At 57.7% G+C, this 25,607-nt stretch carries 22 protein-coding genes; 11 read left to right on the plus strand and 11 right to left on the minus strand.

From position 1 onward, the window contains the following. Positions 1-416: 416 nt before the first annotated feature. Positions 417-2,933, minus strand: coding sequence for a TonB-dependent receptor (locus tag HNQ59_RS16640; protein WP_184041523.1), 2,517 nt, complete (start codon positions 2,931-2,933; stop codon positions 417-419). A gap of 440 nt (positions 2,934-3,373) precedes the next feature. Between HNQ59_RS16640 and HNQ59_RS16645 the strand changes: the two genes are divergently transcribed. The 3 genes from HNQ59_RS16645 to HNQ59_RS16655 all read left to right on the plus strand — a co-directional run bounded on the left by HNQ59_RS16645 (position 3,374) and on the right by HNQ59_RS16655 (position 5,419). Next, positions 3,374-4,267, plus strand: coding sequence for an SDR family NAD(P)-dependent oxidoreductase (locus HNQ59_RS16645; protein ID WP_246491052.1), 894 nt, complete (start codon positions 3,374-3,376; stop codon positions 4,265-4,267). 104 nt (positions 4,268-4,371) lie between these two features. Next, positions 4,372-4,566, plus strand: coding sequence for a DUF3460 family protein (locus HNQ59_RS16650; RefSeq protein ID WP_184041524.1), 195 nt, complete (start codon positions 4,372-4,374; stop codon positions 4,564-4,566). 106 nt (positions 4,567-4,672) lie between these two features. Next, positions 4,673-5,419 carry a metallophosphoesterase family protein gene (locus HNQ59_RS16655; RefSeq protein ID WP_184041525.1) on the plus strand — a complete coding sequence of 249 codons (747 nt, stop codon included), beginning with the start codon at positions 4,673-4,675 and terminating at the stop codon, positions 5,417-5,419. A 31-nt stretch (positions 5,420-5,450) separates the two neighbouring features. Here the strand turns inward: HNQ59_RS16655 and HNQ59_RS16660 are convergent, their stop codons facing one another. After that, entirely contained in the window at positions 5,451-6,380 is a 930-nt protein-coding gene (locus tag HNQ59_RS16660) for a LysR family transcriptional regulator (RefSeq protein ID WP_184041526.1), read from the minus strand. A gap of 94 nt (positions 6,381-6,474) precedes the next feature. Between HNQ59_RS16660 and metE the strand changes: the two genes are divergently transcribed. After that, positions 6,475-8,811, plus strand: coding sequence for a 5-methyltetrahydropteroyltriglutamate--homocysteine S-methyltransferase (gene metE / locus HNQ59_RS16665; RefSeq protein WP_184041527.1), 2,337 nt, complete (start codon positions 6,475-6,477; stop codon positions 8,809-8,811). A 122-nt stretch (positions 8,812-8,933) separates the two neighbouring features. Here metE and HNQ59_RS16670 read toward each other — a convergent pair whose 3' ends face one another. Next, entirely contained in the window at positions 8,934-9,413 is a 480-nt protein-coding gene (locus tag HNQ59_RS16670) for a copper chaperone PCu(A)C (RefSeq protein ID WP_184041528.1), read from the minus strand. A 242-nt stretch (positions 9,414-9,655) separates the two neighbouring features. Then, positions 9,656-10,048: a DUF2946 family protein gene (locus HNQ59_RS16675; RefSeq protein ID WP_184041529.1), complete on the minus strand. Its 393-nt coding sequence runs from the start codon at positions 10,046-10,048 to the stop codon at positions 9,656-9,658. Between the two features lie 257 nt (positions 10,049-10,305). On the opposite strand from HNQ59_RS16675, the gene kynA reads away from it, so the two are divergent. The 4 genes from kynA to HNQ59_RS16695 all read left to right on the plus strand — a co-directional run bounded on the left by kynA (position 10,306) and on the right by HNQ59_RS16695 (position 13,211). Then, on the plus strand, positions 10,306-11,148 hold the full coding sequence (gene kynA, locus HNQ59_RS16680) for a tryptophan 2,3-dioxygenase (RefSeq protein WP_184041530.1): 843 nt from the start codon (positions 10,306-10,308) through the stop codon (positions 11,146-11,148). Continuing rightward, the gene (locus HNQ59_RS16685; RefSeq protein ID WP_184041531.1) at positions 11,145-12,356 is read left to right on the plus strand and encodes an aminotransferase class V-fold PLP-dependent enzyme; all 1,212 of its coding nucleotides are present in this window, start codon (positions 11,145-11,147) and stop codon (positions 12,354-12,356) included. The genes kynA and HNQ59_RS16685 overlap by 4 nt, the downstream gene beginning before the upstream one ends. A gap of 59 nt (positions 12,357-12,415) precedes the next feature. Next, positions 12,416-12,685 (plus strand): hypothetical protein, encoded by a 270-nt coding sequence (locus tag HNQ59_RS16690; RefSeq protein ID WP_184041532.1) that lies wholly within the window; start codon positions 12,416-12,418, stop codon positions 12,683-12,685. A gap of 112 nt (positions 12,686-12,797) precedes the next feature. Then, positions 12,798-13,211, plus strand: a complete 414-nt coding sequence (locus tag HNQ59_RS16695; protein ID WP_184041533.1) for a hypothetical protein — start codon at positions 12,798-12,800, stop codon at positions 13,209-13,211. 22 nt (positions 13,212-13,233) lie between these two features. On the opposite strand, the gene HNQ59_RS16700 is transcribed toward HNQ59_RS16695, so the two are convergent. Further along, on the minus strand, positions 13,234-13,611 hold the full coding sequence (locus HNQ59_RS16700; protein ID WP_246491053.1) for a YkgJ family cysteine cluster protein: 378 nt from the start codon (positions 13,609-13,611) through the stop codon (positions 13,234-13,236). Between the two features lie 52 nt (positions 13,612-13,663). On the opposite strand from HNQ59_RS16700, the gene HNQ59_RS16705 reads away from it, so the two are divergent. After that, entirely contained in the window at positions 13,664-14,356 is a 693-nt protein-coding gene (locus tag HNQ59_RS16705; protein WP_184041534.1) for a CAP domain-containing protein, read from the plus strand. A gap of 100 nt (positions 14,357-14,456) precedes the next feature. On the opposite strand, the gene HNQ59_RS16710 is transcribed toward HNQ59_RS16705, so the two are convergent. After that, positions 14,457-14,879: a DUF1178 family protein gene (locus HNQ59_RS16710; RefSeq protein WP_184041535.1), complete on the minus strand. Its 423-nt coding sequence runs from the start codon at positions 14,877-14,879 to the stop codon at positions 14,457-14,459. A gap of 412 nt (positions 14,880-15,291) precedes the next feature. Between HNQ59_RS16710 and HNQ59_RS16715 the strand changes: the two genes are divergently transcribed. Next, on the plus strand, positions 15,292-17,535 hold the full coding sequence (locus tag HNQ59_RS16715) for an arginine/lysine/ornithine decarboxylase (RefSeq protein ID WP_184041536.1): 2,244 nt from the start codon (positions 15,292-15,294) through the stop codon (positions 17,533-17,535). A 65-nt stretch (positions 17,536-17,600) separates the two neighbouring features. Here the strand turns inward: HNQ59_RS16715 and HNQ59_RS16720 are convergent, their stop codons facing one another. Further along, complete coding sequence (locus HNQ59_RS16720; RefSeq protein WP_184041537.1) at positions 17,601-18,569, minus strand: tRNA-dihydrouridine synthase; 969 nt, start codon at positions 18,567-18,569, stop codon at positions 17,601-17,603. Between the two features lie 177 nt (positions 18,570-18,746). On the opposite strand from HNQ59_RS16720, the gene HNQ59_RS16725 reads away from it, so the two are divergent. Further along, entirely contained in the window at positions 18,747-19,526 is a 780-nt protein-coding gene (locus HNQ59_RS16725; protein WP_343074307.1) for a DUF2189 domain-containing protein, read from the plus strand. Positions 19,527-19,619: 93 nt separating this feature from the next. Here HNQ59_RS16725 and HNQ59_RS16730 read toward each other — a convergent pair whose 3' ends face one another. The 4 genes from HNQ59_RS16730 to HNQ59_RS16745 form a co-directional block, all read right to left on the minus strand. Then, entirely contained in the window at positions 19,620-19,883 is a 264-nt protein-coding gene (locus HNQ59_RS16730; RefSeq protein ID WP_184041539.1) for a PAAR domain-containing protein, read from the minus strand. 28 nt (positions 19,884-19,911) lie between these two features. Then, positions 19,912-21,384, minus strand: coding sequence for a hypothetical protein (locus HNQ59_RS16735; RefSeq protein ID WP_221320276.1), 1,473 nt, complete (start codon positions 21,382-21,384; stop codon positions 19,912-19,914). Further along, entirely contained in the window at positions 21,381-23,612 is a 2,232-nt protein-coding gene (locus HNQ59_RS16740) for a T6SS effector phospholipase Tle3 domain-containing protein (RefSeq protein ID WP_184041540.1), read from the minus strand. Before HNQ59_RS16740 ends, HNQ59_RS16735 begins: the two co-directional genes overlap by 4 nt. Before the next feature lie 21 nt (positions 23,613-23,633). After that, on the minus strand, positions 23,634-25,607 hold a 1,974-nt coding region (locus HNQ59_RS16745; RefSeq protein WP_184041541.1), incomplete at its 5' end, for a type VI secretion system Vgr family protein.

A 25,607-nucleotide genomic window follows, 5' to 3' on the forward strand; every position in this document is an offset into this window, starting at 1 on the left:
TGCTGCATTGCACACAAATCCACACATCAACAAGAGGAAGCAACTTCAATGCCAGATTCAAATAAATAAATATTCGAAATAAAAAATATAAAGCCAATTTGTATTAAATTTTAAAATCAACAGCTTAACCCATACAAATAATCACACGAATGCAAATGGCATCAAACACACTCCGACGTGGTTACTTCATGATCAAACAAGAAACCCCTATCAAAACAATGTATTTAAAATCAACACCTACAAAACAGCATAAAATTGCGTTTTATGATTTCTTACCGTACCGCAAAATTCGCCATAACAGATTCATCAGGTTCGACATCTCTGCGCATGGCAATAAAAAAGGGCGGCAATCAAGCCGCCCTGAAATGAAAAATACCTAGGATATCTATTCGAATGCTTATACTCCGCTACAGCGCTTATTTGAAGCGATAGCTGCCTGCCGCGTAGAAGAAGCGACCACGTGAGGAATACAGCTCAGCAAAGCCCATCTGGGTATTGGAGTTGCTGTCAGCGTTGGTCAGTGAGAACGGCGGCATTCTGTCTGCAAGGTTCTTGACACCCATATCCAGCTTCACGCCTTTGATCCCTGTGTAGCTGCCAACCAGATCCACTTCAGTATGAGATGGAATCTGCCGTGCGTCCGCTGCGACACCATGGGCGGCGGTCGGCAAGTCTGACACATCCTTCAGACCACTGATGGTGCGGAACGCGGTACTCAACGACCACGTTCCTGCATCCAGGCCCACGCTGAAGGTATTGCGCCAGCGAGCGGTCGGGGTGGTGCCATAGACGCCTGTCAGATACTCAAAATCTCCGGCGCCGGTACGCTGTTTGATGTATCGGTAGTAAGTCGCCGCATCACGGAAGGTCAGGGTGCCAAGGCCGGTCTTGAAGCGCAGGGACATATCGGTATCCAAGCCACGGCTTTCAGTCTGCCCGATATTCCTCAAGGTCTTTGACACAAATGGGCGACCGGTGACCGGATCGCGTCCGAATTGGCCATTCTTCAACGCCTCCATGGTGGATGGCGAGTTGATCGAGTCTGACTGCTGAATGGCCCACCAATCTACCGACCCAGAGAAAACGCCCAGATCCAAGACCGCGCCAATGTTGAAGGTCTTGCCTTTTTCAGGTTTCAGTGCCGGGTTTGCACCACCGATATTGTCGCCTTGTAAGTCACATGTATCTGGCTGCCCAAAGAACTGGCACTGGTCCTCTGTGAAGTTTGTTGCGCCCTTCTCCTCTGAGCCGTACAGCTGTTTCAGGCCTGGCATCTTGAAGCTGGATGTATAAGATGAACGCAGCAACAAATCCTTGGTGGGACGAATGCTCACCGCCACTTTGGGTGAGGTCTTGGAGCCTGTTGGGTAATGGTCATACCGCAGCGCAGTCTGGACCTCTACCATGTCGGTGACCGGCATGGCCAATTCACCAAATACTGCATAAGCCGAGCGCTTGGCATCGGCAGATGCCTGCTTGATACCACCCAGAACATTGTCATTGACCAGGTTCTGATCAGGCCGGTCGCTGAGCTTCTCGGTCCAACGGGAAGCGCCGACTGCATATCCCAGTGGCCCACCACCCAGCTTGAACAGCTCGCCAGACAGCTTCGCGTCAAGAGAGGTCAGATCATATGTCCCTTCTCTTTTCGGTGAGAGGCGCAAGCTATCCACCAGTGCTGCATCATTGTTACTGATGGTGGCATCCAGTTTGCCAGACCTGGCGGCAGCCCGGAAATCTTTTTTATTGAAATAGTTGCTGTCGCTATTGGTGACTTTGCTACGGCCTTTGGTGGCGGAAACGCTCCAATCAATACCTGCCGTTGCCCCTTCCAGCCCTGCTGTCAGCTGGGTTGTCAGGCTCTTGCGATCGGTAATGCGCGGGCCGCCTTGAACAAATCGGCCCAGGTATTGCCTGCCATCAGGCAAGATAAAGGTATCGGGCACGGGGTGAGCTTCGAAATGATCTTTGCTTTGCGCCAATACAACCTGCGCACTTGCTTTGATCGCTTCATTGATTTTCAGCGAACCGACCGACATAAAGGATGTGCGATCCGCGCCATTATAGGCGGTCAGCAGTTCTGCGTTGAAATCATAGCGGCATGTTCTATTTTTCAACTCTGGAGGGCACGGCTTGACCGTTAGACCTGTCGTTGGATTCCCCTCATTATCAAGAATATTGCCAAAAGGTGATGCAGAGCTACGGCGATCCGGCCCGCCCAGGCGGCGGAAGTCAACCGACTTGGACAGCTCGCGGTCTTTACGGTAGATCGGGTCACGTTTGAATATATCCAGCGCGGCAAAGACATTGAAGCCTTGCTCATCGTAATCGCCAAAACCACCGGAAATGGTCGCGCCTTTTTCCGTGCCGTCATGGCGGCTGGATGTACCCAGTCTTCCACCAATATCGCCGCCAACGTAGTTTTTCTTGGTGATGAAGTTCATCACCCCTGCGACGGCATCTGCACCATAGATTGCGGAACCGCCGTCCTTCAGCACTTCCACCCGCTCGATGGCGGAGATGGGAATCATATTGATATCGACAGCATCGCCAGCACCGGAGCTATCTGCCAACGCATTCCGTGGCAATCGCTTGCCATTCAACAATACCAATACCTGGTTTTCAGCCATCCCGCGCATGCGGACGTTAGCAGTACCCGAGCCGGACGGTGCGTTACTTGCGAGCTCCCCTTGATCAAAGATGTCGATGGTTGACATGGTTTTGATCAGCTCGTTGACCGTCGTCGCCCCGGTTTTTTCGATCTGCTTACGTGTCAAGACCTCAATCGGTGCAGGCCCTTCTTTCGCAACACGTTTGATACTGGAACCCGTTACTTCGATACGCTCTGTCTTGGCGGGCGCCTCGTCAGCAGCCCAGGCAGATGTCGCCAGGCCAATCGTTGCTACTGCATATGCTAGACGTGTCATCTTCATGCTAGCCGTCTCCCTCTCACTAACTTCGTTGATTCGCGATATTGTTTAAAGTCAGGCGATACCTAACGGGTGATAACTTAGCAAGAAAGCCATCAAAATGGCGAGAAACTTGTCAAAGTCAATTATCGGTTGCCACCACTTGAATGAGGTATCACAAGCCGCTCGGATGCAGCGCCGCCTCATCCAACCCGCATCAAAACGCTTACAGAGCCTCATAAAAATCGTTAATTATCATGAAATTACAAATCATGACAATTTCAACAGAAAGCGGACACACCCGCGAGGACATGACATGTTCAATATGCTTTTTCAGATGAACCATGGATAAACCACACAAGAAAGCTAGATAAATTTACAGCCAGTCTTGTTGCATACATACAACATTTGCTGTGCATTATGTTTTTTCACACCCTTGGTTACGTAGATTGACGAGGTTAAATTTGACTACTTATGGTGATGCAAATCTGGAAAAATCCACTGGTCGCCGCAGCATCCTGATCACCGGCTGCTCATCCGGCATTGGTCTGGCATGTGCCAAAGGCCTACAGGCGAGAGGCTGGCAGGTCTTTGCTGGCGCACGTCAGGCCGATGATCTGCATCGGCTGGCACAACTGGGGCTGAGCCCGATCGAGCTGGATGTGACCAATCAGGCGCACATCGAGCGCGCTTGCGACCATGTCCTCAACATCACCCAGGGCCGGCTGGATGCTTTGTTCAACAATGCTGGCTTCGGGCAGCCCGGCGCGGTCGAGGATCTGCCGATCGCAGCGGTCAGACGCCAATTTGAAACCAATCTGTTTGGCCCGATAGCGCTGACCAATCGATTGCTGCCCGTCATGCGACGCCAGGGATTTGGTCGGATCATCTGGAACAGCTCCGTGCTGGGCTTTGCAGCCATGCCGTATCGGGGTGCCTACAATGCCAGCAAGTTTGCGATGGAAGGATGGGTGGATACGCTCAGGCTGGAGCTGACCGGCAGTCATATCCATGTCTCGTTGATCGAGCCGGGGCCGATCTTGAGCCGCTTTCGTGAGCACGCATACCAGGCCTTTCTCGATCATATCGACCGAGATCAAAGCTTTCACCGCGCAGTCTATCTGGAGATGGAAGCACGGCTGACCAAGCCAGGAGCGACAACCGGCTTCACCTTGCCAGCCGAGGCCATCCTGCCACCGCTGATCCACGCCTTGGAATCACCACGTCCCAAGGCTCGTTACCGCGTCACAAAACCAACCCAATGGTTTGCGATCGCCAAACGGATCTTGCCGACACGGTGGCTGGATAAGCTGCTGCTTGCGGCGACAGGCGGGGAAAGGCCACCAACCGCACGTTGATTGCGTGGCTGTGCAGCGCACATTTATCGTTGCAGTATTCGATTCTGGATCGGCTACGTTATAATCCAGGTATCTGTATCCATCACCTCGCTAGGTAACGTCTTATGGCAATTGATCGCGAGTACGTCTCCGAATTCACGCAATTCATGAATGGTTTTCTGGATAAGAACCCGGAAGTCAAACAATCACAACAGGCCAATCGCGCAACGTGGTGGGATCGGGAAATCGATCGTGACCTGTACCGCCGCTTCAGCGAATCCCGTGAGAAGCAGAAGCCTTACGTCTATCAGCCTGACTGAGCGCAGACACCTGATCTACACAACGGCGCGATAACGCGCCGTTTGTGTTTGTACTGACGGCACCATTCATCTTCAAGCCCCGGGCAGAATCAAGGAGGATTGCCACATGCGATTTGCTGTTCTGTCCGATATTCATGGCAATCTGCCCGCACTGGAAGCCGTGCTGGCCGACTTGCCGCGCCATGACATCACGCAGTGGGTCAATCTGGGCGACATCCTCTCTGGCCCACTCTGGCCTGCCGAGACAGCAGCACGCTTGATGTCGGAAAATGCCGTCACCATCCGTGGCAATCATGAGCGGCAATTGCTGGCGTGTGCTGAGCGCCCGGGCCAGCCTTCCGATCAATATGCGTTCGATCGCCTGAGCGCACACCAGCTGGCGTGGCTACAAAGTCTTCCGAGTGAGCACTGGTTGGCGCCAGATGTCCTGATGGTCCATGGCATGCCAGGTGATGACCTGAATTATCTATTGGAAGACGTGGCCCATGGCGGCACGCTTGTCCCACCCGAGGCAACGCTCGAAGCCCGTCTGGGAAACCATGCCGCGTCACTGGTGCTGTGCGGGCACTCGCATCTGCCACGGGCGGTCTGGCTGAGCAGGGGGATCCTGCTGGTCAATCCTGGCAGTGTCGGTCTGCAAGGCTACGATGACGATGCGGGTGGGCCGCATCTGGTGCAGAACTATAGCCCACACGCCCGTTATGCCATCTGCGAGCAGCAAGGCGGCCACTGGCATGTCCAGCAATTGATGGTGCCCTACGATTGGGATGCCGCCGCCCGACAAGCCGAGCGAAATGGTCGCCCAGATTGGGCGTATGCGTTACGCACCGGTCGGGCACGTCTACCCGCTTAGTCGTGGGGGCATGCCCCTCGTCACCACGGCTTCAATCGAGTGATTCAATCCCTGGCAAGGTCTGGAAGCAGACATTCCGCATTGTCGCCAGGAAGTCCGCCAGATAGGCCCGCCCGGCATCCTGCTGGCGGATCGCGCCATACAAGCGCCCCCACAGCCCCTTGCTGGTAATCGCCTTGGCCGCAAGATAGCCTCGCTCCACATAGCCTTGCACGGCCCAGGCGGGCAAGGCAGCCACCCCGCGCCGGCTGGCTACCAGTTGCAAGATGGCCACGGTCAATTCGCTGGTGCGCCGCGCTGGTGCCACTCCAGCAGGCTTCAAGACCTGCCGGATCAAGTCGAGCATGTCATCTGGCACGGGGTAGGTGATCAGCGTCTCAGCGGCGAAATCAGCGGCTGCGAGATTCGGTTTGGCCGCCAGCGGATGGTCGTTGGCCACCAGCCCGACGATTTCATACATGAACAAGGGATGGTAGAGCACTGCGGTTTCCGTCTCGTCGCGGTCGGACACAATCGCCAGATCTGCTCGATCCTCCAGTAGCAGCCCGACAGGGTCGGCATGAAAGCCCGACACGATATCCAGCTCGACCTCTGGCCATGCCGCCCGGAATCGATCCATCGCGGGCATCAACCAATCAAAGCAGGTGTGGCATTCCACCGCAATCCGCAGCTGCCCGGCTTGCCCCTCCAGCAGGCGGGCCAAGTCCCGATCCGCCGCAGCGACCTGGGGCAATACCAGGGTCGCCAATTGCAATAGGCGCTCACCGGCCAGTGTCAGCTTGATCGGCTGGGTTTTACGATCAAACAGCTCCAGGCCGTAGTGCAGCTCCAGGGCTTTGATCTGGTGCGAAACAGCTGATTGGGTCAAATGCAGACGGGCACCCGCGCGAGATACCGAGCCGGTTTCGGCAATCGCTTGCAGCGTACGCAGATGGCGGATTTCAATGATGGACTGAGTCATGAATAGATTTGATTGAAACCATAAAAATAATGAGATTGAATCATATGCCATATCAGCTCATCATGCAAAGCACTCATACACAAGGGGCTAAGCAATGACAACGATTCATACACTAGGTTTTCCTCGCATCGGTGCACAACGCGAATTGAAACACGCCGTTGAGTCCTATTGGCGTGTCGATCAGTCGATCGACGCACTCAAGCAGACGGCAAGCGCATTGCGCTCCCAGCATTGGCAATGGCAACGTGAGGCAGGGCTCGATGTCGTCACGGTTGGCGACTTTGCCTTTTACGATCAGGTGCTCAATCACATCGCCTTGTTCGGTTGTGCGCCCAAGCGCTTTGGCTTTGGCCCCCGCCTGTCCGTGGATCAATACTTCCAGCTGGCGCGTGGCAATGCAGATCAGTTCGCGTTGGAAATGACCAAGTGGTTCGACACCAATTATCACTACCTTGTCCCCGAGTTCCATGCTGACACACACTTTGAGCTGGATAGCCACTGGCTGCTGGATGAGCTGAAGCAAGCACAAGCGGAAGGCCATCGCGTGAAGCCCGTGCTGATCGGGCCGCTGACCTTTTTGTGGCTGGGCAAGGCGAAGGGGCATGCGCATCAACACCAGCACGCCCAACACGCAGATTGCTGCGGGGCACCGACGCAAGCCGATGCCTTCGACAAGCTACCACTGCTGGCGCGCCTGCTGCCTGCCTATGTCCAGCTGCTGCAGGAATTGACCGCCGCAGGGGTCGAGCTGGTTCAGATCGACGAACCCGCATTGGTATTGGATCTGCCCCAGGCCTGGGTGGATGCGCTCGATCACATCTACGCGACATTGCGCGCCAGTGGCCCCAAGCTATTGCTGAGCACCTATTTCGGCGCGGTGGACAATCATGCCGCACGCCTGAGCAAGCTGCCCGTCGCGGGCCTGCACCTGGATCTGGTCCGGGCCCCTGAGCAGCTGGCCGCTTTTGCGGACAACTGGCCAGCAGACAAGATTCTGTCAGCGGGTATCATCGATGGGCGCAATATCTGGCGTGCTGATCTCGACCGCTGCTTGGAAACACTGTCCCCGCTACGCCGACAACTGGGCGACCGCCTGTGGCTGGCACCCAGCTGCTCGCTGCTGCATGTGCCGGTTGATCTGGCCCAGGAAGGCAAGCTTGATCCAGAGCTGAAGAGCTGGTTGGCGTTTGCAAAACAGAAACTGAATGAGCTGTCGGTGCTGAAACGCGCACTGGATCTGGGCCGCACCGCTGTCCACCAGGAGCTGCAGACAAGCCGCGCCGCACTGGATGCCCGCGCAGCCAGCCCGCGGATTCACAACCCAGCGGTGGCAGCACGGGTAGATGGCATCGGTGCGCAAGACGACCGTCGCCAATCAGGCTATACCACACGCCAGCTGGCACAACGCGAACGCCTGAATCTGCCCCCGCTGCCGACCACGACCATCGGCTCGTTCCCACAGACCGATACCATCCGCCGGGCCCGCGCCGCATTCAAACGTGGTGAGCTGGGCGGTAGCGAGTACCATCAGGCCATGCAAGCGGAGATCCAGCACGCGGTAAGCCGCCAGGAAGCGCTGGGGCTGGATGTGCTGGTGCACGGCGAAGCAGAACGCAATGACATGGTGGAGTATTTTGGCGAGCAATTGGCAGGCTTTGCGTTCACACAATATGGCTGGGTACAAAGCTATGGCAGCCGTTGCGTCAAACCACCCGTCATCTTTGGCGATGTCTCCCGCCCGACCCCGATGACCGTGGCCTGGACACAATACGCCCAAAGCCTGACCCAGCGCCCGATGAAAGGCATGCTGACCGGCCCGGTGACCATCCTGCAGTGGTCGTTTGTCCGCGATGACCAGCCGCGCAGCCAGACAGCCACCCAGATCGCGCTGGCGATCCGTGACGAGGTGGTGGACCTGGAGGCAGCCGGCATCGCCGTGATCCAGATCGACGAGCCTGCTTTCCGCGAGGGCCTGCCGCTCAAGCGTGCCGACTGGCCGCAATATCTGGACTGGGCTGCCCGCGCCTTCCGCCTGTCTGCAAGCGGGGTGCGTGACAACACGCAGATCCACACCCACATGTGCTATTCGGAGTTCAACGATATCCTCCCGGCCATCGCCGCACTGGATGCGGACGTGATCACCATTGAGACTTCGCGCTCCGACATGGAGCTGCTGGACGGCTTTGGCGAGTTTGCCTACCCGAACGAGATCGGCCCGGGCGTCTACGATATCCACTCACCTCGCATTCCAAAGGTGGAGGAAATGACGCGCCTTTTGCGTAAAGCAGCGGCGGTGATCCCCGCTGAGCGGCTGTGGGTGAACCCGGACTGCGGTCTGAAAACCCGTGGCTGGGCAGAGGTGGATACTGCGCTGCAGAACATGGTCACTGCGACCAACCAGCTGCGACAGGAGCTCGCCGCCACCCTCTGAGCGGCATCTCAGCAGCACTGTCTGACCCTGTGGAGAATGGCAGCAACGCCATATCCACAGCAGAAAAAGAAACAGCCCGGCTTGCCGGGCTGTTTTCGCTGACCTGTCGATGCAAACTCAGGTCATGATCCATGTGTGCCGTGCATCGTGGCAGGATCAGCATCGATCGGCTCCACCGTCACCTCCACTTTCACCTCGCCAGCCTGTTTGAAACGCAAGGTCATCGGCACAACATCACCCACGACCAATGGCTTCTTCAGGCCGAACAACATGATGTGATAGCTGTGTGGCTTCAACATCACCGTGCCACCGGCAGGCACCGCAACCTGCGGTACCTGCCGCATGCGCATCACACCATTGTCGTTGATGTGATTGTGAATCTCGATCTCTTCCGCCAGACTGGGGCTACTGGCCTCCAGCAATGCATCTGCCGTCTTGCCTGCATTGTTGATCTTCATATACACCGCCCCCATCTGTGCGCCTGGTGTCGATGCGCGCGCCCACGGGTGATCGACCGTCAAGCCGCTTTGCTTGAAATCATGTGCGAACACTGAACCAACCAATGACCAGGCCAACACAGACAGCGCCAAACGAGATTTCATAACACAATTCCTTATTTTTCGATTCGAATGAATGGCTCGAACAAACCTGCACCCAGCGCCAACCCGCAATGGGGCTGGACATGCCGGTGCAACTGACAACATGTGGATTCCGTAGAGATCGGCCCGATGCGGCCCAACCGCAACCATGAATCGAGCTGGATAGCACAGGGCCTCCGCCTTGCCACCCAGCCCATGTGAGCCAGGCAGCAAAACCCTATCGGCAGAACAGATGGGGTGAACGATCAACCCAAGATCAACGGTGGTGCGCGTCCAGGTGGAGGCAGGTTCCCATCCTGCTGGACGACATCCATTGTCAGGTTGATATCGGATGCCGGTGAAGACGTGATCGACCGGGGAAAAGCTGCGACACTGGACGTGGGCGGCAACCCGGCCTGTCCATGCTCATATTGTTGGCACAGGGGGCAGCCCTGCTGGAACACCTTGGCAGGTTGCTCTGGTTTGCCGCCTGGCGCATCAGCCAAGGCAGCAACGATCTCAGGCGTCAATTTGCCACAGAAGGCAAGCCCACCCACCCCATTGGTCGGGATCGCGCCATGCAGGAAAGACATGGCGGCATGCAACCAGAGCGCAAGCAAGGCGAGGTAAAGGCCCAGATGCTTCCTAGAAACGATCATGCGTCGCCAAGACCTGGTCATAGTCGGGAAGCCGTCTATTATAGGCGCTCCAAGGCATGGCCACAATGCAAGCGCCGGCAAGGCTTGCCTGGAAGCGCCACCAGGCAGACAATTCCCTTATCGACATGATAAGGCGCACATCGATAGCGATGCGCAACCGTCATGCAATACAAGCGGCACCGGTGGGGCAGCTACAACAATTCCTCAATACCCGCCGTCCACGCCCCTCTTCCCATCCATCAAAGGATCAAAACCAGATGAATAAACGCGAACTTGAAGACGGCATCGTGACAGAGTTCTCCAACCGCATGAGCTATGGCGGCTACTTATGTCTGGATGACCTGCTGGCCTACCAGAAACCCTTGTCCGATCCACCTCACCACGATGAAATGCTGTTCATCATCCAGCACCAGACCTCCGAGCTGTGGATGAAGCTGATGCTGCACGAGTTACACGCTGCCATGGCTTTTGTCCAACAGGACAATCTGGGACCTTGTTTCAAGATCCTGGCGCGCGTGAAACAGATCCAGCGCATCCTGTTTGAGCAATGGGCCGTGCTGGAAACCCTGACCCCCTCTGAGTACCTCGAATTCCGTGGAGTATTGGGCAACTCGTCCGGTTTCCAGTCTCACCAATACCGCTCCATCGAATTTCTGCTGGGTAACAAAAACGAAAAGATGCTCGATGTCTTCCAGCACGAGCCGGACAAGTACGCCTCGCTGAAAGCCATTCTGCATGCGCCCAGCCTGTATGATGAGTTCCTGCGCCACCTGCATCGGCAGGGGTTGCCGGTGCCTCAGGCCTGCATCGAACGTGACTGGTCGCAACCCTACGAGCGCAACCCTGCGCTGATCCCTGTCTTCAAGGCTATTTACGACAACCCGCGTGAACATTGGGCAGCCTACGAAATGGCGGAAAAACTGGTGGATGTCGAGGAATATTTCCATCTCTGGCGTTTCCGCCACATGAAGACGGTGGAGCGAGTGATCGGCTTCAAAACCGGCACAGGTGGATCAAGCGGGGTCAGTTTCCTGAAACGCGCGTTGGATCTCACCTTCTTCCCTGAATTACTGGATGTCAGAACGGAGCTGGGCAAATGAGCGCAGACTACCTCACCCACGCCCTCCACGCGCTGGGCGACGGCCCACTCACCGAGGCGGGCATCCACCAGCACCTTGCGCCGTTGTTCTCACAGGTGCTGTCACGCGATGAAATCTACCTGGCCAACCATTCATTGGGCCGCCCGCTGGATCAATCCATGCACGATGTCGCAGAGGCCATCAGCCTTTGGCAGCATCGGCTGGATGCAGCCTGGACACCCTGGCTGGATGAACAGCAAGCCTTCCGCAGCCGCCTGTCCACGCTGCTGAATGCCCAACAAGCAGACTGCATCATCCCCAAAACCAGCGCGGGCCAAGGCTTACGCGCTGTCTTGAACAGCCAGCCCAATGGCATCAAGGTGGTCAGCACGCGTGGGGAATTCGACTCGATTGATTTCATCCTCAAGCAATATCGCGAGCAAGGCAGGATTCGCCTCAACATGGTCGAGCCCGATCCGCAAGGGTACTTCAGCAGCGAGGCGATCCTGGCTGAAATCGACGCGGACACCCGGCTGGTGGTGATTTCCCAAGTCATGTTCATGACCGGCCAGATCCTGCCTGAGTTGCCACGCATCATCGCGCACGCTCATGCGCAAGGCGCACAAGTCTTGGTGGACGCATATCACGCCGTTGGGGTGATTCCTGTCGATGTGCGCCAGCTGGGGTGTGACTTCCTGATCGGGGGCAGCTACAAATACCTGCGGGGTGGTCCTGGTGCCTGTTGGCTATACATTGCCCCTCAAGTTCTGGATCAACACCTGACAACACTCGACACCGGCTGGTTCGCCAAACAAGCGCCCTTCTCCTACGCCCGCCCCGACACCCCAGCCTTTGGCCCCGGTGGTGACAGCTGGCTGGAATCCACCCCTCCAGTGTTGACCTGGTATCAGAGCCGCGCCGGACAGCAACTGGTATTGGGCATCGGCGTGGAACGGCTGCGTGCCTATTCACTACAGCAACTACGTGAGCTGAAAGCCAGATTGCGCGTTGCCGACATCCACTGCGAAGGCGCAGACGAACAGTTCGGTGCCTACCTCACTATCCACCATCCGCATGCAGCAGCACTGGCACAGCAGCTGCTGGCAAAAGGTGTGAACACCGACGCCCGCGCAGACCGCTTACGCCTGTGCCCAGATCTGCTCAATACCAGCGAGGAATTGCAACGCGCCAGTGAAATCGTCGCACAGGTCATTCAACAAGGGGCTTGATAATTGGCGAGGTGATCGCATATGAGTGTTATCACCATTTGTATGCAATCACACTCGCCATGAAAAAGCCGTTGCACTCAGACATCCTGGTCTACCTCAATCGGGCCGATCTGGTTCAGTTCAATGACGAACTCGTGCGCCCTGATTACATCATGATCCCCGACGACGACAGCCGGCGTGATGATATCGTGCTGGAATGCACCGTCAACGGGCAGTCCGTTGATTTCACAGTCGAAGACCTCGCCAATGCAGAAAACCTGGGCGATGGCGGCTACCTGGTCAAACATCGCGGCGTGGTGAGATTTCTACAAGTCACCTCCATCCACTGACAGCCAGCCGCGCTACACGCCGCTCACACATTGGCAAGGAACCTGTCTATACTGATCTTCAACGTGAACAGGGGCGCCAACTTGGTGGCCCCATCCAGCCAAAGACGGTTCGATGAAGCACTCCACCCTGTTATTGAGCGCCTTATTGGTGGCGCTGACCGGTTGTAAGCAACAAGCAGGTTCTTATCAGATCGACAACGCACGCTCATTCACCTTGCAGCGCGTCAAGCCCTATGTCTGGAGCAAGGAATGGGATCGCTGGCTGCTGGTTTCCCGCATGCCGGATTGCCAGCGCAAGCACCCTATCGAATCAGAGAGTGAATTCGAGCCACTGAAGATCTATCTGGTCGAGGATGGCTTATACCAGATCAAAGATGGCTCGACAGTCTATCAGGCTGACTTCAACAATTGCACGCTGACCGAAATGCCCAGAAAGACCAAGGTCAGCGGAAGCCTGGTCGGCAGCTTTGATGATCCGGTCAAAGAGAAAATCCCCTTTGAAGTAGCCGAGGGCAAAGAAAAATAACCCCTTACAAACAAGCACCTCTTCAATCCACCACCAGCAGCGCCGTCAGACCATGACAGGCGCGCGCTCGGTTGCAAGCCTCAGGAAAATACCCAACATCTGCCAGCGGCGCGAATTCACGGCAAGGCGATGGCCGCTCCTGGTAGATCCCACAGGACACCGCCTGACCAATGACGCCCTGTAGCGCCACACAACGTGGGCGAGCATGATCTGTCCCGCGCAGGCGATAGGTGGATGAAGTCTCCGGCACGGCCAACCCATCCGGCACGCACCCACCCTCACTCTCCAGCTCAGACTCGTGGAAGCTGACCCGAAACGCGGCGCAGCAAGCACCACACCGCATGCATTCAGAAACCATCACACTCACCTCTTCGATGACGAAGGCATTGCCGAAAATCATTATTTTCTAATATCATAACTTATCTTGATGCCAACACCCCAGGGTTCACCAAATGAAACAACCACTTGCACGATCTTTCATTCTAACCGCCACCTTGCTTGGTTTGACCGCATGTGGCGGTGGTGGCGGAGGGGATGGCGGCTCGTCCACCACTACGGGCGGGAATCCTCCCCCGACCAATCCAACCACTCCAACACCGCCGGTGCCACCTACACCGACGCCGACGCCAACGCCGCCCCCCACTCCTACCACTCCGGTTCCCGATGGAGTATTGCCAGCTGCCGTGGCATCCGCGTTGTTGAATGCCCACAATGCAGTGCGGGATGCGGAACAAGTCAATCTGCCTAAATTGAACTGGTCAGAGCCACTCGCCAAATTCGCACAGGAATGGGCAGACCATCTGAAGGCATCCAACTCGTGCACCATGCGCCATCGTGCTGATAGTCAACGACTGTTCAACAATCAAGTAACAGGCGAAAACCTGTATTACTCGTGGTCCAGCGTGCCCTATACCGGCTTCCAGTCCACGCCCGAGGCCGTGATCAAACTCTGGGCGGACGAAAAACCCGATTACAGCTTTGTCACCCGCAACTGTGCCCCCAACAAGGCGTGTGGACACTACACGCAGATCATCTGGAAAAGCACTACCACGGTCGGATGTGGCCGCGCGCAATGCAACACACAGGAAATCTGGGTCTGCAATTATCTGCCTGCTGGCAATGTATCAGGGCAAAACCCCTACTGATCCGAATCCAGACAGATCGCCCGTACCATTGAAAATGGCGAGCCAATCGGGCTCGCCATTTTTTGTCATCATCGCCAAGCCGTGCTGACCACAAGCAGGCTCAGTGCAGGTTGTCATCCACCGGATCAGGGAATGGCATGACAGGGACACCCTCTTCCAGCAACTCGACGACCTCGTCACGGCTCACCACGCCACGGATCATACGCTCAGGCGCGTTTCCTGCGTGGATCTTCCTGGCCTCAGCCGCGAAACGCGTGCCAACATCTTCGCTTTGAGTCAGCACCTGCGCGCGGACTTTCATAAGTAGTGCCCCCACGTCGATGGTTTCTGACTGCTCCGCGCCGGTTTTGCGCTCGGTTTTTGTGTTCAAAAAAGCAGCCGTCGGCACTTTGCGCACGCGTTGTGAATTGCAGATCGGGCATTGCACCAAACCCCGGCTCAGCTGATCATCAAAATCATGGCGGGATGCAAACCAGCCTTCAAACTTATGCCCATCATCACAGCTGATTTCATAAACGACCATAGCAGACCTGACACACTTGAACGATTGGAATCAGAGTCGAATATTATCTGAATATAGTTAAATATGAAAATAGGATGACAAGCCTGCTTTACGACAAGGCACGCAATTCATCGTATCTGGCCATCTTATCACCCAGGCAGGCAGGGAAACCGCTCTGACACCTGATTCCATGACCCCCCCCCACGCCCGACACCGAGGATTTCAAGCATGCCACTAGCATAGTCAGCACGCTACCCCACACAAGCGAAAAACAAAAATATTATTAAAATTCAAATAGATACACAAGAAGCAAACATTTTCACTGACAAGCACAAAACTATGCGACAATCCGCGCCTTTCCAACAGGCCAAAGAGCCTCTTCAGCCCGCTTCCAGCGTCGGCTGAACCGGACTCGCAGAACGAGGTAAGTCCAATGAAATTCCGTTTCCCGATCGTCATCATCGACGAAGATTTCCGCTCCGAAAACGCCAGTGGTCTGGGTATCCGTGCCTTGGCAGAGGCCATCGAACAGGAAGGCATGGAGGTATTGGGGGTGACCAGCTACGGCGATTTGTCGAGCTTTGCCCAGCAACAGAGCCGGGCTTCCGGTTTCATCCTGTCGATCGATGATGAGGAATTTCATTCGGATGAGGCTGCCGAACACGCGGTCAAGCAGCTACGTGCCTTTGTGGAAGAGATTCGCTGGCGCAATCCAGACATCCCATTGTTCATCTACGGTGAAACCCGCACCAGCCGCCACCTTCCCAACGACATTCTGAAAGAGCTGCACGGCTTCATCCACATGTTTGAGGATACGCCCGAGTTCGTGGCGCGCTATATCATCCGTGAGGCCAAAACCTATCTGGACACGCTGGCACCGCCTTTTTTCCGCGCGCTGCTGAACTATGCACAGGATGGCTCCTATTCCTGGCATTGCCCCGGCCACTCCGGCGGGGTTGCCTTCCTGAAAAGCCCGGTGGGTCAGATGTTTCACCAGTTCTTTGGTGAAAACATGCTGCGCAGTGATGTATGCAATGCGGTGGAAGAGCTGGGCCAATTGCTCGATCACACCGGCCCGGTTGCCGCCAGCGAGCGCAACGCAGCCCGCATCTTCAATTCGGATCACTGCTTCTTTGTGACCAATGGCACCTCGACCTCGAACAAAATGGTATGGCATGCCACAGTGGCACCAGGCGATATCGTCGTGGTGGACCGCAACTGCCATAAATCGATTTTGCACTCGATCATCATGACCGGTGCGATTCCGGTGTTCCTGATGCCTACCCGCAATCACTACGGCATCATTGGCCCGATACCGAAGGAAGAATTCGAGCCGGAGAACATTCGCAAAAAGATCGAGGCCAACCCATTCGCCAAGGATGTGAAGACCAAGCCCCGCATCCTGACCATCACCCAAAGCACCTATGATGGCGTGCTGTACAACGTGGAGATGATCAAGGACACACTGGGCGACACGATCGACACCTTGCATTTCGACGAAGCCTGGTTGCCCCATGCAACCTTTCATGATTTCTATCAGAACATGCACGCGATTGGCCGTGATCGGCCACGCCCGAAAGACCCGCTGGTGTTCTCGACCCAATCCACCCACAAGATGCTGGCTGGCTTGAGTCAGGCTTCGCAGATCCTGGTGCAGGAATCAGAAACCCGCTCTTTGGATCGCTACCGATTCAACGAAGCCTACCTGATGCACACCTCCACAAGCCCACAATACGCCATCATCGCGTCCTGTGACATTGCTGCCGCCATGATGGAGCCCCCCGGCGGTACGGCGCTGGTCGAAGAATCGATTTTCGAGTCGCTGGACTTCCGTCGGGCCATGCGCAAGGTGGACGAGGAATACGGTGACAGTTGGTGGTTCAAGGTGTGGGGGCCGGACGAGCTGGCAGACGAAGGCATGGGCAACCGCGCAGACTGGCTGCTCAAAGCCAATGAGCGCTGGCATGGTTTCGGCAATCTGGCGGAGGGCTTCAACCTGCTCGATCCGATCAAGGCTACCATCATCACCCCTGGGCTGGATGTCGATGGTGACTTCGACGATTCAGGCATCCCTGCGGCCATCGTCACCAAGTACTTGGCTGAGCATGGGGTGATCGTCGAAAAGACCGGACTGTACTCGTTCTTCATCATGTTCACCATCGGCATCACCAAAGGTCGATGGAACACGCTGGTGACGGCATTGCAGCAGTTCAAGGATGATTACGACAAGAACCAGCCGCTGTGGCGTGTCTTGCCGGAGTTCGTTGCCGCTCACCCACGCTATGAGCGGATCGGCCTGCGTGACCTTTGCCAGCAGATCCATGATGTCTACAAGGCGCATGACATTGCGCGCCTGACCACCGAGATGTACACCTCGAACATGGTACCCGCCATGAAACCGACCGATGCCTACGCCAAGATGGCGCATCGGGAGATCGAGCGCGTGCCACTGGACGAGCTGGAAGGCCGCATCACCGCGATCCTGCTGACACCTTATCCACCGGGCATTCCGCTGCTGATCCCTGGCGAGCGCTTCAACAAGACCATCGTGCAATACCTGCAGTTTGCGCGTGAATTCAACGAGCGCTTCCCTGGCCTGAAGACCGACATCCACGGCTTGGTCGAGGAAGAAGTCGATGGCAGGACTGCCTATTTTGTGGATTGCGTAATGCTGTGATCCGCGCATCAGGCGCAGCACGAAAAACGGGAGGCCCTGCCTCCCGTTTTTTTGGTCCAGCTCGCTCAACACACCAGCGGTTCATCCACCTGCAGGCCCGCCAGGATAGCCTGGATATCCGGCACCGCTTTCACGGCGCGGATCCGCTCAAACAACCACCCCGCCTCGGGGTAATGTTGGCGCAACATACTCAACCATTGCTTCAGCCGCCCTGGCGCGTGCTTACCCTCGACTTTGCCGGCGACTTGCCCCACAAAACGCTGTAAAACCGGCACCAGCTCATGCCAATGCATCGGTGCCACAGGTTGCCCAGCCAGATGCTGTTTGATCTGTCTGGCCAGATCCGGCCTCGCCACCAAGCCACGCCCCAGCATCACATCGTCACAGCCACTTTCCGCTCGGCAAGCCAGATAATCCTCAACCGTCCAGATCTCACCATTGGCCACCACCGGGCACGCCACCGCAGCTTTGATCAAGGCAATCCAGTGCCAGTACGCAGGGGGTTGATAGCCCTCGACCTTGGTTCGGGCATGCACCACCAGCTCTGCTGCGCCTCCCATCGCCAAGGCTTGTGCGCATTCAATCGCCAGCGATTTGTCTTCATAACCCAGGCGCATCTTGGCTGTCACGGGGATCTTCGACGGCACAGCAGCGCGCACCGTGGACACGATGGCATGCAGCAGATCGGGCTCGGTCAGCAATACCGCACCACCACGGTGCCGATTCACACATTTTGCCGGACAGCCAAAATTCAGATCGATCACCGGCGCACCCAGCTCGGCAGCACGGGCTGCATTCTCCGCCAGGCAGGTCGGATCCGACCCCAGCAATTGCAGGCGGACCGGGGTACCTACCGCTGTCACCGCACCATTCAGCAGCTCTGGTGCCAAGCGGTGATAATACTTGGGTGGCAACAAAGTCTCGGTCACACGGACAAACTCCGTCACGCACCAATCCACCCCGCCCATTCGCGTGAGCACGTCCCGCATCACGTCATCGACCAGCCCTTCCATGGGCGCCAGCGCAATTCTCACCCTGCTCATCCTGCACAAAAAGGCGGCATTATACGCAAAACACGGCCAGCCATGCTGGCAATCCTTTGTCGTAAAAGACTTTTTCACCACAAAATCCACAACCAGCTGGTCATTTCCGACCTACACTCAAGGCAGGTGCAACAGCACCAGCCCCAATACCGTCAAGGAGGATGCATCGTGGCCAGTCACCATCTACCCGGTTTAGACGAACACTTTTCGGTTCCTGAAGTACACCATGTTGCAGCCAGCCGACCATTGGCTTGGCTGAAACAAGGTTGGCAGGATCTGATGGCCCACCCCGGCCCCAGCTTGATCTACGGCGTGCTGGTGGCAACAATGGGATGGTTGATCGTCACGCTTGCTGCTCCCCGCCCTTATCTTGTCACAGCGGCTGTTTCCGGCTTTCTGCTGATTGCGCCACTCATCGCCACAGGCGTATACGAGCTTACCCGCCAGCGGGCCAATGGCCGCACACCCACCTTTCTGGATTCACTGATCGGGCTACGCCGCAACGCCAGTGCTGTCGCGCAGATCGGCATTGTGCTGGCACTGGCTGCGCTGGCCTGGGAGCGCATCTCGGCTATCCTGCTGGCCTTGTTTTACGGGGGTGAAATGAGCACGGTGGAAGGCTTTGTCCGGCAAGTCCTGTTCTCAGGCGACTATACCGGGGTGGTCATCGCCTGGTTTGCAGGCGGCGGCTTGCTGGCCGCCCTGGTGTTTTCACTGACCGTCATCGGCATGCCCATGCTGATTGACCGCGACACCGATGTGATCACCGCCATGATGACCAGCCTGCGCACGGTTGCTGACAATGTACCTGCCATGTTGGTGTGGGCAGGGCTGATCGTGGCGCTGACAGCAATCGGCTTCGCCACCTTGATGCTCGGGTTGATCGTGATTCTGCCATGGCTGGGGCACGCGACATGGTGTGCGTACCAGGATCTGCTGGATAAATGAAGTGATGCTGCCAAGGGGCGTCGCCCATTGAGTTTGACATGGTTTCATCGCTCACGGGTCTGGGCGAGTACGATGAAACCGTGTCAACTGCACCTAAACCGTCCCCGTCCCGCTGATCGACGCAATCAGGGTGGCGCCACAGCTGGTGTGATGGCCCTCATAAGCCACAGGAATGCCATCGATCAGATGATGTGGATGCCCCTCTACAATCACACACCCGCCATGCCCAGGGATCGGGCAGGAACAGACATCCCCCACCCGAGCCACCACCTTGCCCCTCACCAGGCTGCGGCTGCTGGCGCTGATGACCTGCCCACCATGGCTGGTCGGATCGCCCAATCGGATCACACCCTTCATTTCCCCTCCAGACACACGTGCCGAGCCCTTACTGTGAATACCCTTGCTGATACTTTGACCAGTCCAGATCCTTGCGCAACCCCCACCAGGGCAGGTAGGTATAGCCCTCGCCACGGGCACGGAACCAATCCCTGCTCGGATCTTGCAGACGCGGCTTGGCGGGTGGGGTGACCACCACTGCCGTGGCGCGGTCTGGTTCCGTGGTGCCCGCCACCAGCACCGGCTTACCCTGCTGGTGCGACCAGGCAATGGCCAGCGCCAAGTTGGTCACGGCGCTGCCTGCCCGCATATCACCCAGTAGTTTGGCGGTGTTGAAGGTCTGTTTGCTGAAATCCAGCTCCGGCAGGCTCAACGTCAGCGTCTGCCCCAACAGGCCCAGCCGCTTGCTGTGGATATCATCGCCATGCCCCGCATCGTGAATCACATAGCCGATCTGCTCCGGGCTGATCGCCGCCTGCTCACTGGCGCTGTGCAGCGCAGCCTGCCAAGCCTGGGCAATACGACTTTGGCCAGCCTTGGCCGTGAACGCCTGCTCCGACTGGAAAGCCGGGCGACCAATCCAGGCCAAGGGCTCACGTTGCGTGTCAAACTGCGGCCCAGCCAAGATCAGCAACGTGCAGTTTTCGCTGATCTGTTTGTATTTTGGAAAATCCGGGGCGTCCCAGTTCATGACCCAGGCGGTCTTGTCCGGGTGGGCCTGCAAGTAATCCATGGCCCCGGCCAGTGAGTGGAAACCCGCGCTGGCCCCGCCGGTAGTCACTTGAACATCAGCGGGGATGTTGGCGGCGGATAGATTGGGGTTGTAGAACTCGAATTCGTCATCCATAGCCTCTCGAACAATCTCGACAGCTTCATTTACAGGTAACTCAGGCACAGCTGGAAGCGCGAACTGCACATGAATGCCATGCAGTTCGCGCCACTGGCTACGGCTATCTGGTTGCACCGTATAAAAATACCTACCGAACCGGGCATAGCCACGGCCAATAGGCCTTATAGTATCCGCCAAGTACCCTCCGAAAAAACGCGGAATATTAACCTTACCAGTATCATTCACGATGATCGCCGAAATAGGCTGGATAGTAGTGAATTTCCCAGGCTTATCCCTGACCTTCTCGTCGTTTTTATTGGGTTTGGTCAAACCTAGCGTCCACAGCAACTGCCATTCGGTCGGATAGTCACGTCGGATCAGCGGGTTGAGCCATTGCACCCCCACTACCTGTACTTTGAAGGGCCCGCTGGGAACCGCAGGCGTGGCGACGGTGGCCTGCGTAGAGCGGGTAGTGTGGCAGGCGGTGGCCAATGCCAGGCTGGCCAGCGCCAACAGTGAGGGAAGACCGATCCAACGCATGATGAAAGCTCCATCAGATAAGGATTGCATAGTGGCCGCAGGCAAGCTGCGTAGCCACAGGGTGCTGGCCAACATGGCCAGCACAAACACCACCAGCGCCACGCCAATGCGACGTGGCCAGGAGGCAATGAGGGAGGATCGCCAGGATTTCATCGATCTCTCCCTTGTTGATTCGCGCGCTCCCACACCCGGCGATCGGCCACGGTGACTGGCATATTAGCCTCAGCATCAGCCCATACCCATTGGTGCAACGGCTGCTGATTCATCATGCCAGTCTCAAAATACTTACTGTACTGCCCATGTGGATGACCATCACGGGCCAGCTTGTTCGAATAACGCCAATCCGCCTCGATCCGCAACTCCCGCCAATCCGCATCACTCAACCGACACACCCCAATCGCCACATCATAGGCCAGCGCCAGCTCGGCGTGCAGCGGGTTGGTAACGATGGTGGAATGATCGGTGGCGGGGATATCCACCCCCTCTTTCAAGTAGTCACGAATACGCTGGTTGCGCCAGTCGCGGTAACTCTCGCTGACCTCGCCACCAGGGTCTTCGCCAGGTACGCTGCCATCCTCCTGTTCCCGGTCTTCCCGGCGCGCCTGCATACGCAACCGGGCCCGGTCTTCATAGCGCTGCTGGGCCTCAGTGTCGGCGTTACCTTGTGGGGTGTCGGTCTGCTGCGCCACCCCGGTGTGGATGGGGGTGCTGTCGTAGGGGTCATCGGCCCGTTTGTCCGTTTTGCCGGCATCGCGAGTGCTGCCAAGTGGATCATAGCCTTCGTCGAATTGCGATGACACCTGGCCATAACGCATCGCCTGGGGGTGGAAGACCACCGGCAGCGCCGGGGCGGTGATCGGTACGCTCCAGTCCGGGCTATCGCGCTCTGCCTTGGGGGGCTCGGCATTGATTTTGGCATTCGCAAGCCCCATGATCGGCGCCACCAGAATGGCGCCGATGAGGGTGAAGACTTTGCCGATGACGCTTTCCGACGCGGCCAGCCCTTGCGCAACCGAATAGCGCGCTGCGGGCGAAGGCGGCACCCAGAAACCCTGATAGTCGGGTTTGCCATTGGAGCTGGGCTGGGCATTCCAGCGGTCTCGCCAGTAATCATATTTCCCACCCGCAGCTTGGCCAACCAAGTAGCCGCAGGCAAACACCCGCTGACTGAAATACGCAGCGGACCCAGCCGCCAAGGCGGGGTTGTGCGGGTCGGCAGCACCAGGCCGGTTCAGCCGAGCCAGCTCAGCCTCGCTGACCCCACGCCAGCCGATGCCTTGCACCGGTGAGGCCGAGATCACTTGATCATGCGGATTGCAGTACAGGGTGACCCGGCCATGGCAGTGCCCGTCGATACCATATTGCTGCCGATCCGCCGCCGTGCTGAACCCACCGGGGCTGCACTGGCCACCCGCCATGGCCCGGTCGATCATCGCCTCGGGCTGCGCATGGCTGGCCCGCGCCTTGAGCATGGCCAGATAGCGCTGCAGATTGGTGACGCGGGCCTCGATATGCTGGCGACCACTACGTCCGTCGCTGTCGCGCATGTCCCGCTGGGCATAGCTTTCCATGAAATTGTCCTCCAACAGGCTGAGTGGCGGATTGCACATCACATAGCTATCCGCCTGGATGCCAAGCCGATCTGCCAGAAACGCTGCGCCCATCCCCACCATATTGCCTTGGCTGTGGCAGACCACGGTGACCGGGCAGTCTGCCTGCTTGGCGCGAATCGACTGGATCAGCTTGGCCAGCCGCAAGGCCGCCAGCACGTAATAGGTGCGAGAGGGGCAGCTATATACATCACGGCCAATGGCCGGATTGACGTGCTGCGTGCTGAGCCATAGAAACAGCTGATCGTTGATGCCGCTGTTCCACAGATCCGGCAGGGTGGTGCAGCCATTGGCAAACGGCCCGCCGCCCCAGTAGTCGAATTCATTCAGCCACACCCGCTCGCCCCACAGCTTCAGCTCGTCTTTGCTGCATTTGTAGCCATAACGAAACCGGATCACTGGGGAGTAATTTGGCTCGGCGGTCATGAAATTTTCACTATCGCGTTCCGAATCGACAAACCCAGTATCGGTCAGCTCGCGGGTATAGTGCACCGGGGTCATCAGCCCACCCTCGATGCCGAGCAATGGTTTGCCCGGAGCCAGATCCGCCGACCGTTGGGTATGGCGTTTCAACCGGGTATTGAGGCCCGTGCACAGGCCCTGCTCCGCCGCGTCGAACCACTCACCATCAGAATTGACGCCATGCACCAAGATGATCACCCCCGGCAAGGGGAGTTTGCTGTAAAAGGGGGCATCGCTTTTGTCCGGTAGCAAGACGCAATGCCCATCAGACAAGACTTTGGAGCTAGGTGTCGAGTTAGTGTCGCTCATGGTTAAAACTCATTCATTCAATCAGTCATCCGAATCCATAAAACGGACCCGCAAGTTTTCGAAGGCATTGTGTGCAATGGGCGCCACCCGGCCTTGTTCATCGGTCACGCCATGGATCACGCTGCCATCGTTACGGGTGATTTCGTAGCGCACTCCTGGGATACCCGCCTGGGTGAGGGGATGGAGCAATTGCGGGGTGCGCCCGACATCGCCCTTGTCGAATTGAGGCAGGTCTGCGCTGTCCGTTGCGGGCCCCACCCAGTGGTGGTTGGCGGCATGAATGGTGGCGGTGCCACTGCACCCCATGGTGATCTTGCCGCCACCGAGCCTGATGAAGGTGCCATCGCCGGTCACTAGCATGATTTCGTCACTGGCCATCACCTGCACCTTGCCGCCACTGGCGCTGATCTTGACGTTCTTGGCGGCTTCCAGGTGGGCATCAGCCTGCTGGGACTGTCCCAGCCATCTGCCCTGATGGGCGATCAGTTTCATGTCTTCACTTTGTGCAAACAGCGACACGCCTCGACCGGCATTGGCGACAATGCGCTCACCTGCTGCAAGCTGCCAGTGCTGTTGCGCAACGGTGTCGATGTTTTGCCCGGCATGGGTCGCCACCGTCTGCGGGGTGTTGAAGATCAAACCACTTGGCGCGGTCATGGCCACCATGGGCTCTCCGCCACCCGAGCGGTCTGGCGCGGTATTATTCCCCTCCTCCCACTGTTTGAGGTATGACTGCATTTGCTGGTGTGGCTCGCTTTGTGTGGCCTGTGCCTGATGCTTGCAGGCATATTCCCCCAGCTGCCTGAACAGTTTCAGGCACTCTTCCATTACCCGCAGCGTCTCATCACGTGACAACTGTGGCCCCTCGGCACGCAACTGCTCAAACGCGCTGATCAACATCCCCTTGCCCGAGCGCAACGCCAAGCTATCGTCGGTACGCAGCTCGGCACCGTTGCCACGTGGCTGGGCGCGGCCATCCTGGCGCGGATGCGCCAGCCATCCCAGGTTCAAGGCACTCTGCCCGACCGTGGTCGCCAACCGGGCCCGTACCTGGCCGGTGCTGTCATCGAACAGCAGCTCCGAATAGCTACCCCCCCGGTACTCCTTGCTCTTGAAGCCGCTCAGTGTCTTGTTGCCCGGCAGACTGCCCTGCGCGCTGAACTCCACCGCCGGGTGCTGCGCGTTGTGCACCACCGAACGCACGATCGGTCGGTCGATCTGCCCATCCAGAAAGTCCACCACCACTGCCTGCCCCACCCGTGGCAGGTAGCGTGCGCCCCAGCCCGCCCCGCTGATGGCTTGCTCCACCTGCAGCCAGCACGAGCTGTTGTCGCTGTGGCTGGCCCCGCTGCCGGTGTCGGCAGGGCGGTGGTCTTGCGGGCGCTGCCAGGGAAACTGGATCTTGATCCGGCCCCAGCGGTCGGTGTGGATCTCTTCCCCCGGGGGGCCGACCACGATGGCGATCTGCGGGCCAGGGGCGGTCGGCCCGGCATGGTGGTGCGGGTCGAACCAGGGCCGATAAGGCACTTGCCGCCGTTGCGCAGTCAGCTGGTTGTGGTAGATCGGCTGTTCCGTGTCCGCCAGCACCGGGAACAGGGTGTGCAGGCCCTGTCGGAACACGTCCTCGAAGTTGTTGCGGCCCTGGTGGCGCACCCGCAAGACGGCGAACTGGCGGTTGGCCGGTTCGTCCTGGTCATGGATGGCGTGCTCGGTCAGCTCGAACCATTGCCCGACCTGTAGCTCGGGCACGCTGCTGCAGCCAGTGAATTGTTTGGCGCGGGCTTCGAGGGCCTCCATGCGCTGCTTGGCATAGCGGTCCAGATCGGCTTGGTCCGCCCCATACAGATTGCCGGGGCTGTCATAGTCCTCCAGGGCCGCCACCAGGGTCTGGCTGCCGGCACTGTATTGATGATGGGTCGGCAGCTGGCTGTGCGCACTGCCGGCTGCCTTGAAGTCATAGCTCTGCAGGCTGACTGCGCCCGGTTGCAGGCTGCG

The organism is Chitinivorax tropicus, from assembly GCF_014202905.1.
Classification (GTDB): Bacteria; Pseudomonadota; Gammaproteobacteria; order Burkholderiales; family SCOH01; genus Chitinivorax; species Chitinivorax tropicus.

What these genes read in the sequence shown, in the direction of transcription:
- HNQ59_RS16685 (WP_184041531.1), top strand. Translation starts at nt 11,145, where the DNA reads ATGAGCGCAGACTACCTCACCCACGCCCTCCACGCGCTGGGCGACGGC.
- HNQ59_RS16660 (WP_184041526.1), bottom strand. Translation starts at nt 6,380, where the DNA reads ATGACTCAGTCCATCATTGAAATCCGCCATCTGCGTACGCTGCAAGCG.
- HNQ59_RS16695 (WP_184041533.1), top strand. Translation starts at nt 12,798, where the DNA reads ATGAAGCACTCCACCCTGTTATTGAGCGCCTTATTGGTGGCGCTGACC.
- HNQ59_RS16740 (WP_184041540.1), bottom strand. Translation starts at nt 23,612, where the DNA reads ATGAGCGACACTAACTCGACACCTAGCTCCAAAGTCTTGTCTGATGGG.
- HNQ59_RS16705 (WP_184041534.1), top strand. Translation starts at nt 13,664, where the DNA reads ATGAAACAACCACTTGCACGATCTTTCATTCTAACCGCCACCTTGCTT.
- HNQ59_RS16710 (WP_184041535.1), bottom strand. Translation starts at nt 14,879, where the DNA reads ATGGTCGTTTATGAAATCAGCTGTGATGATGGGCATAAGTTTGAAGGC.
- metE (WP_184041527.1), top strand. Translation starts at nt 6,475, where the DNA reads ATGACAACGATTCATACACTAGGTTTTCCTCGCATCGGTGCACAACGC.
- HNQ59_RS16715 (WP_184041536.1), top strand. Translation starts at nt 15,292, where the DNA reads ATGAAATTCCGTTTCCCGATCGTCATCATCGACGAAGATTTCCGCTCC.
- HNQ59_RS16690 (WP_184041532.1), top strand. Translation starts at nt 12,416, where the DNA reads ATGAAAAAGCCGTTGCACTCAGACATCCTGGTCTACCTCAATCGGGCC.
- HNQ59_RS16730 (WP_184041539.1), bottom strand. Translation starts at nt 19,883, where the DNA reads ATGAAGGGTGTGATCCGATTGGGCGATCCGACCAGCCATGGTGGGCAG.
- HNQ59_RS16670 (WP_184041528.1), bottom strand. Translation starts at nt 9,413, where the DNA reads ATGAAATCTCGTTTGGCGCTGTCTGTGTTGGCCTGGTCATTGGTTGGT.
- HNQ59_RS16675 (WP_184041529.1), bottom strand. Translation starts at nt 10,048, where the DNA reads ATGATCGTTTCTAGGAAGCATCTGGGCCTTTACCTCGCCTTGCTTGCG.
- HNQ59_RS16655 (WP_184041525.1), top strand. Translation starts at nt 4,673, where the DNA reads ATGCGATTTGCTGTTCTGTCCGATATTCATGGCAATCTGCCCGCACTG.
- HNQ59_RS16735 (WP_221320276.1), bottom strand. Translation starts at nt 21,384, where the DNA reads ATGAAATCCTGGCGATCCTCCCTCATTGCCTCCTGGCCACGTCGCATT.
- kynA (WP_184041530.1), top strand. Translation starts at nt 10,306, where the DNA reads ATGAATAAACGCGAACTTGAAGACGGCATCGTGACAGAGTTCTCCAAC.
- HNQ59_RS16700 (WP_246491053.1), bottom strand. Translation starts at nt 13,611, where the DNA reads ATGATTTTCGGCAATGCCTTCGTCATCGAAGAGGTGAGTGTGATGGTT.
- HNQ59_RS16650 (WP_184041524.1), top strand. Translation starts at nt 4,372, where the DNA reads ATGGCAATTGATCGCGAGTACGTCTCCGAATTCACGCAATTCATGAAT.
- HNQ59_RS16640 (WP_184041523.1), bottom strand. Translation starts at nt 2,933, where the DNA reads ATGAAGATGACACGTCTAGCATATGCAGTAGCAACGATTGGCCTGGCG.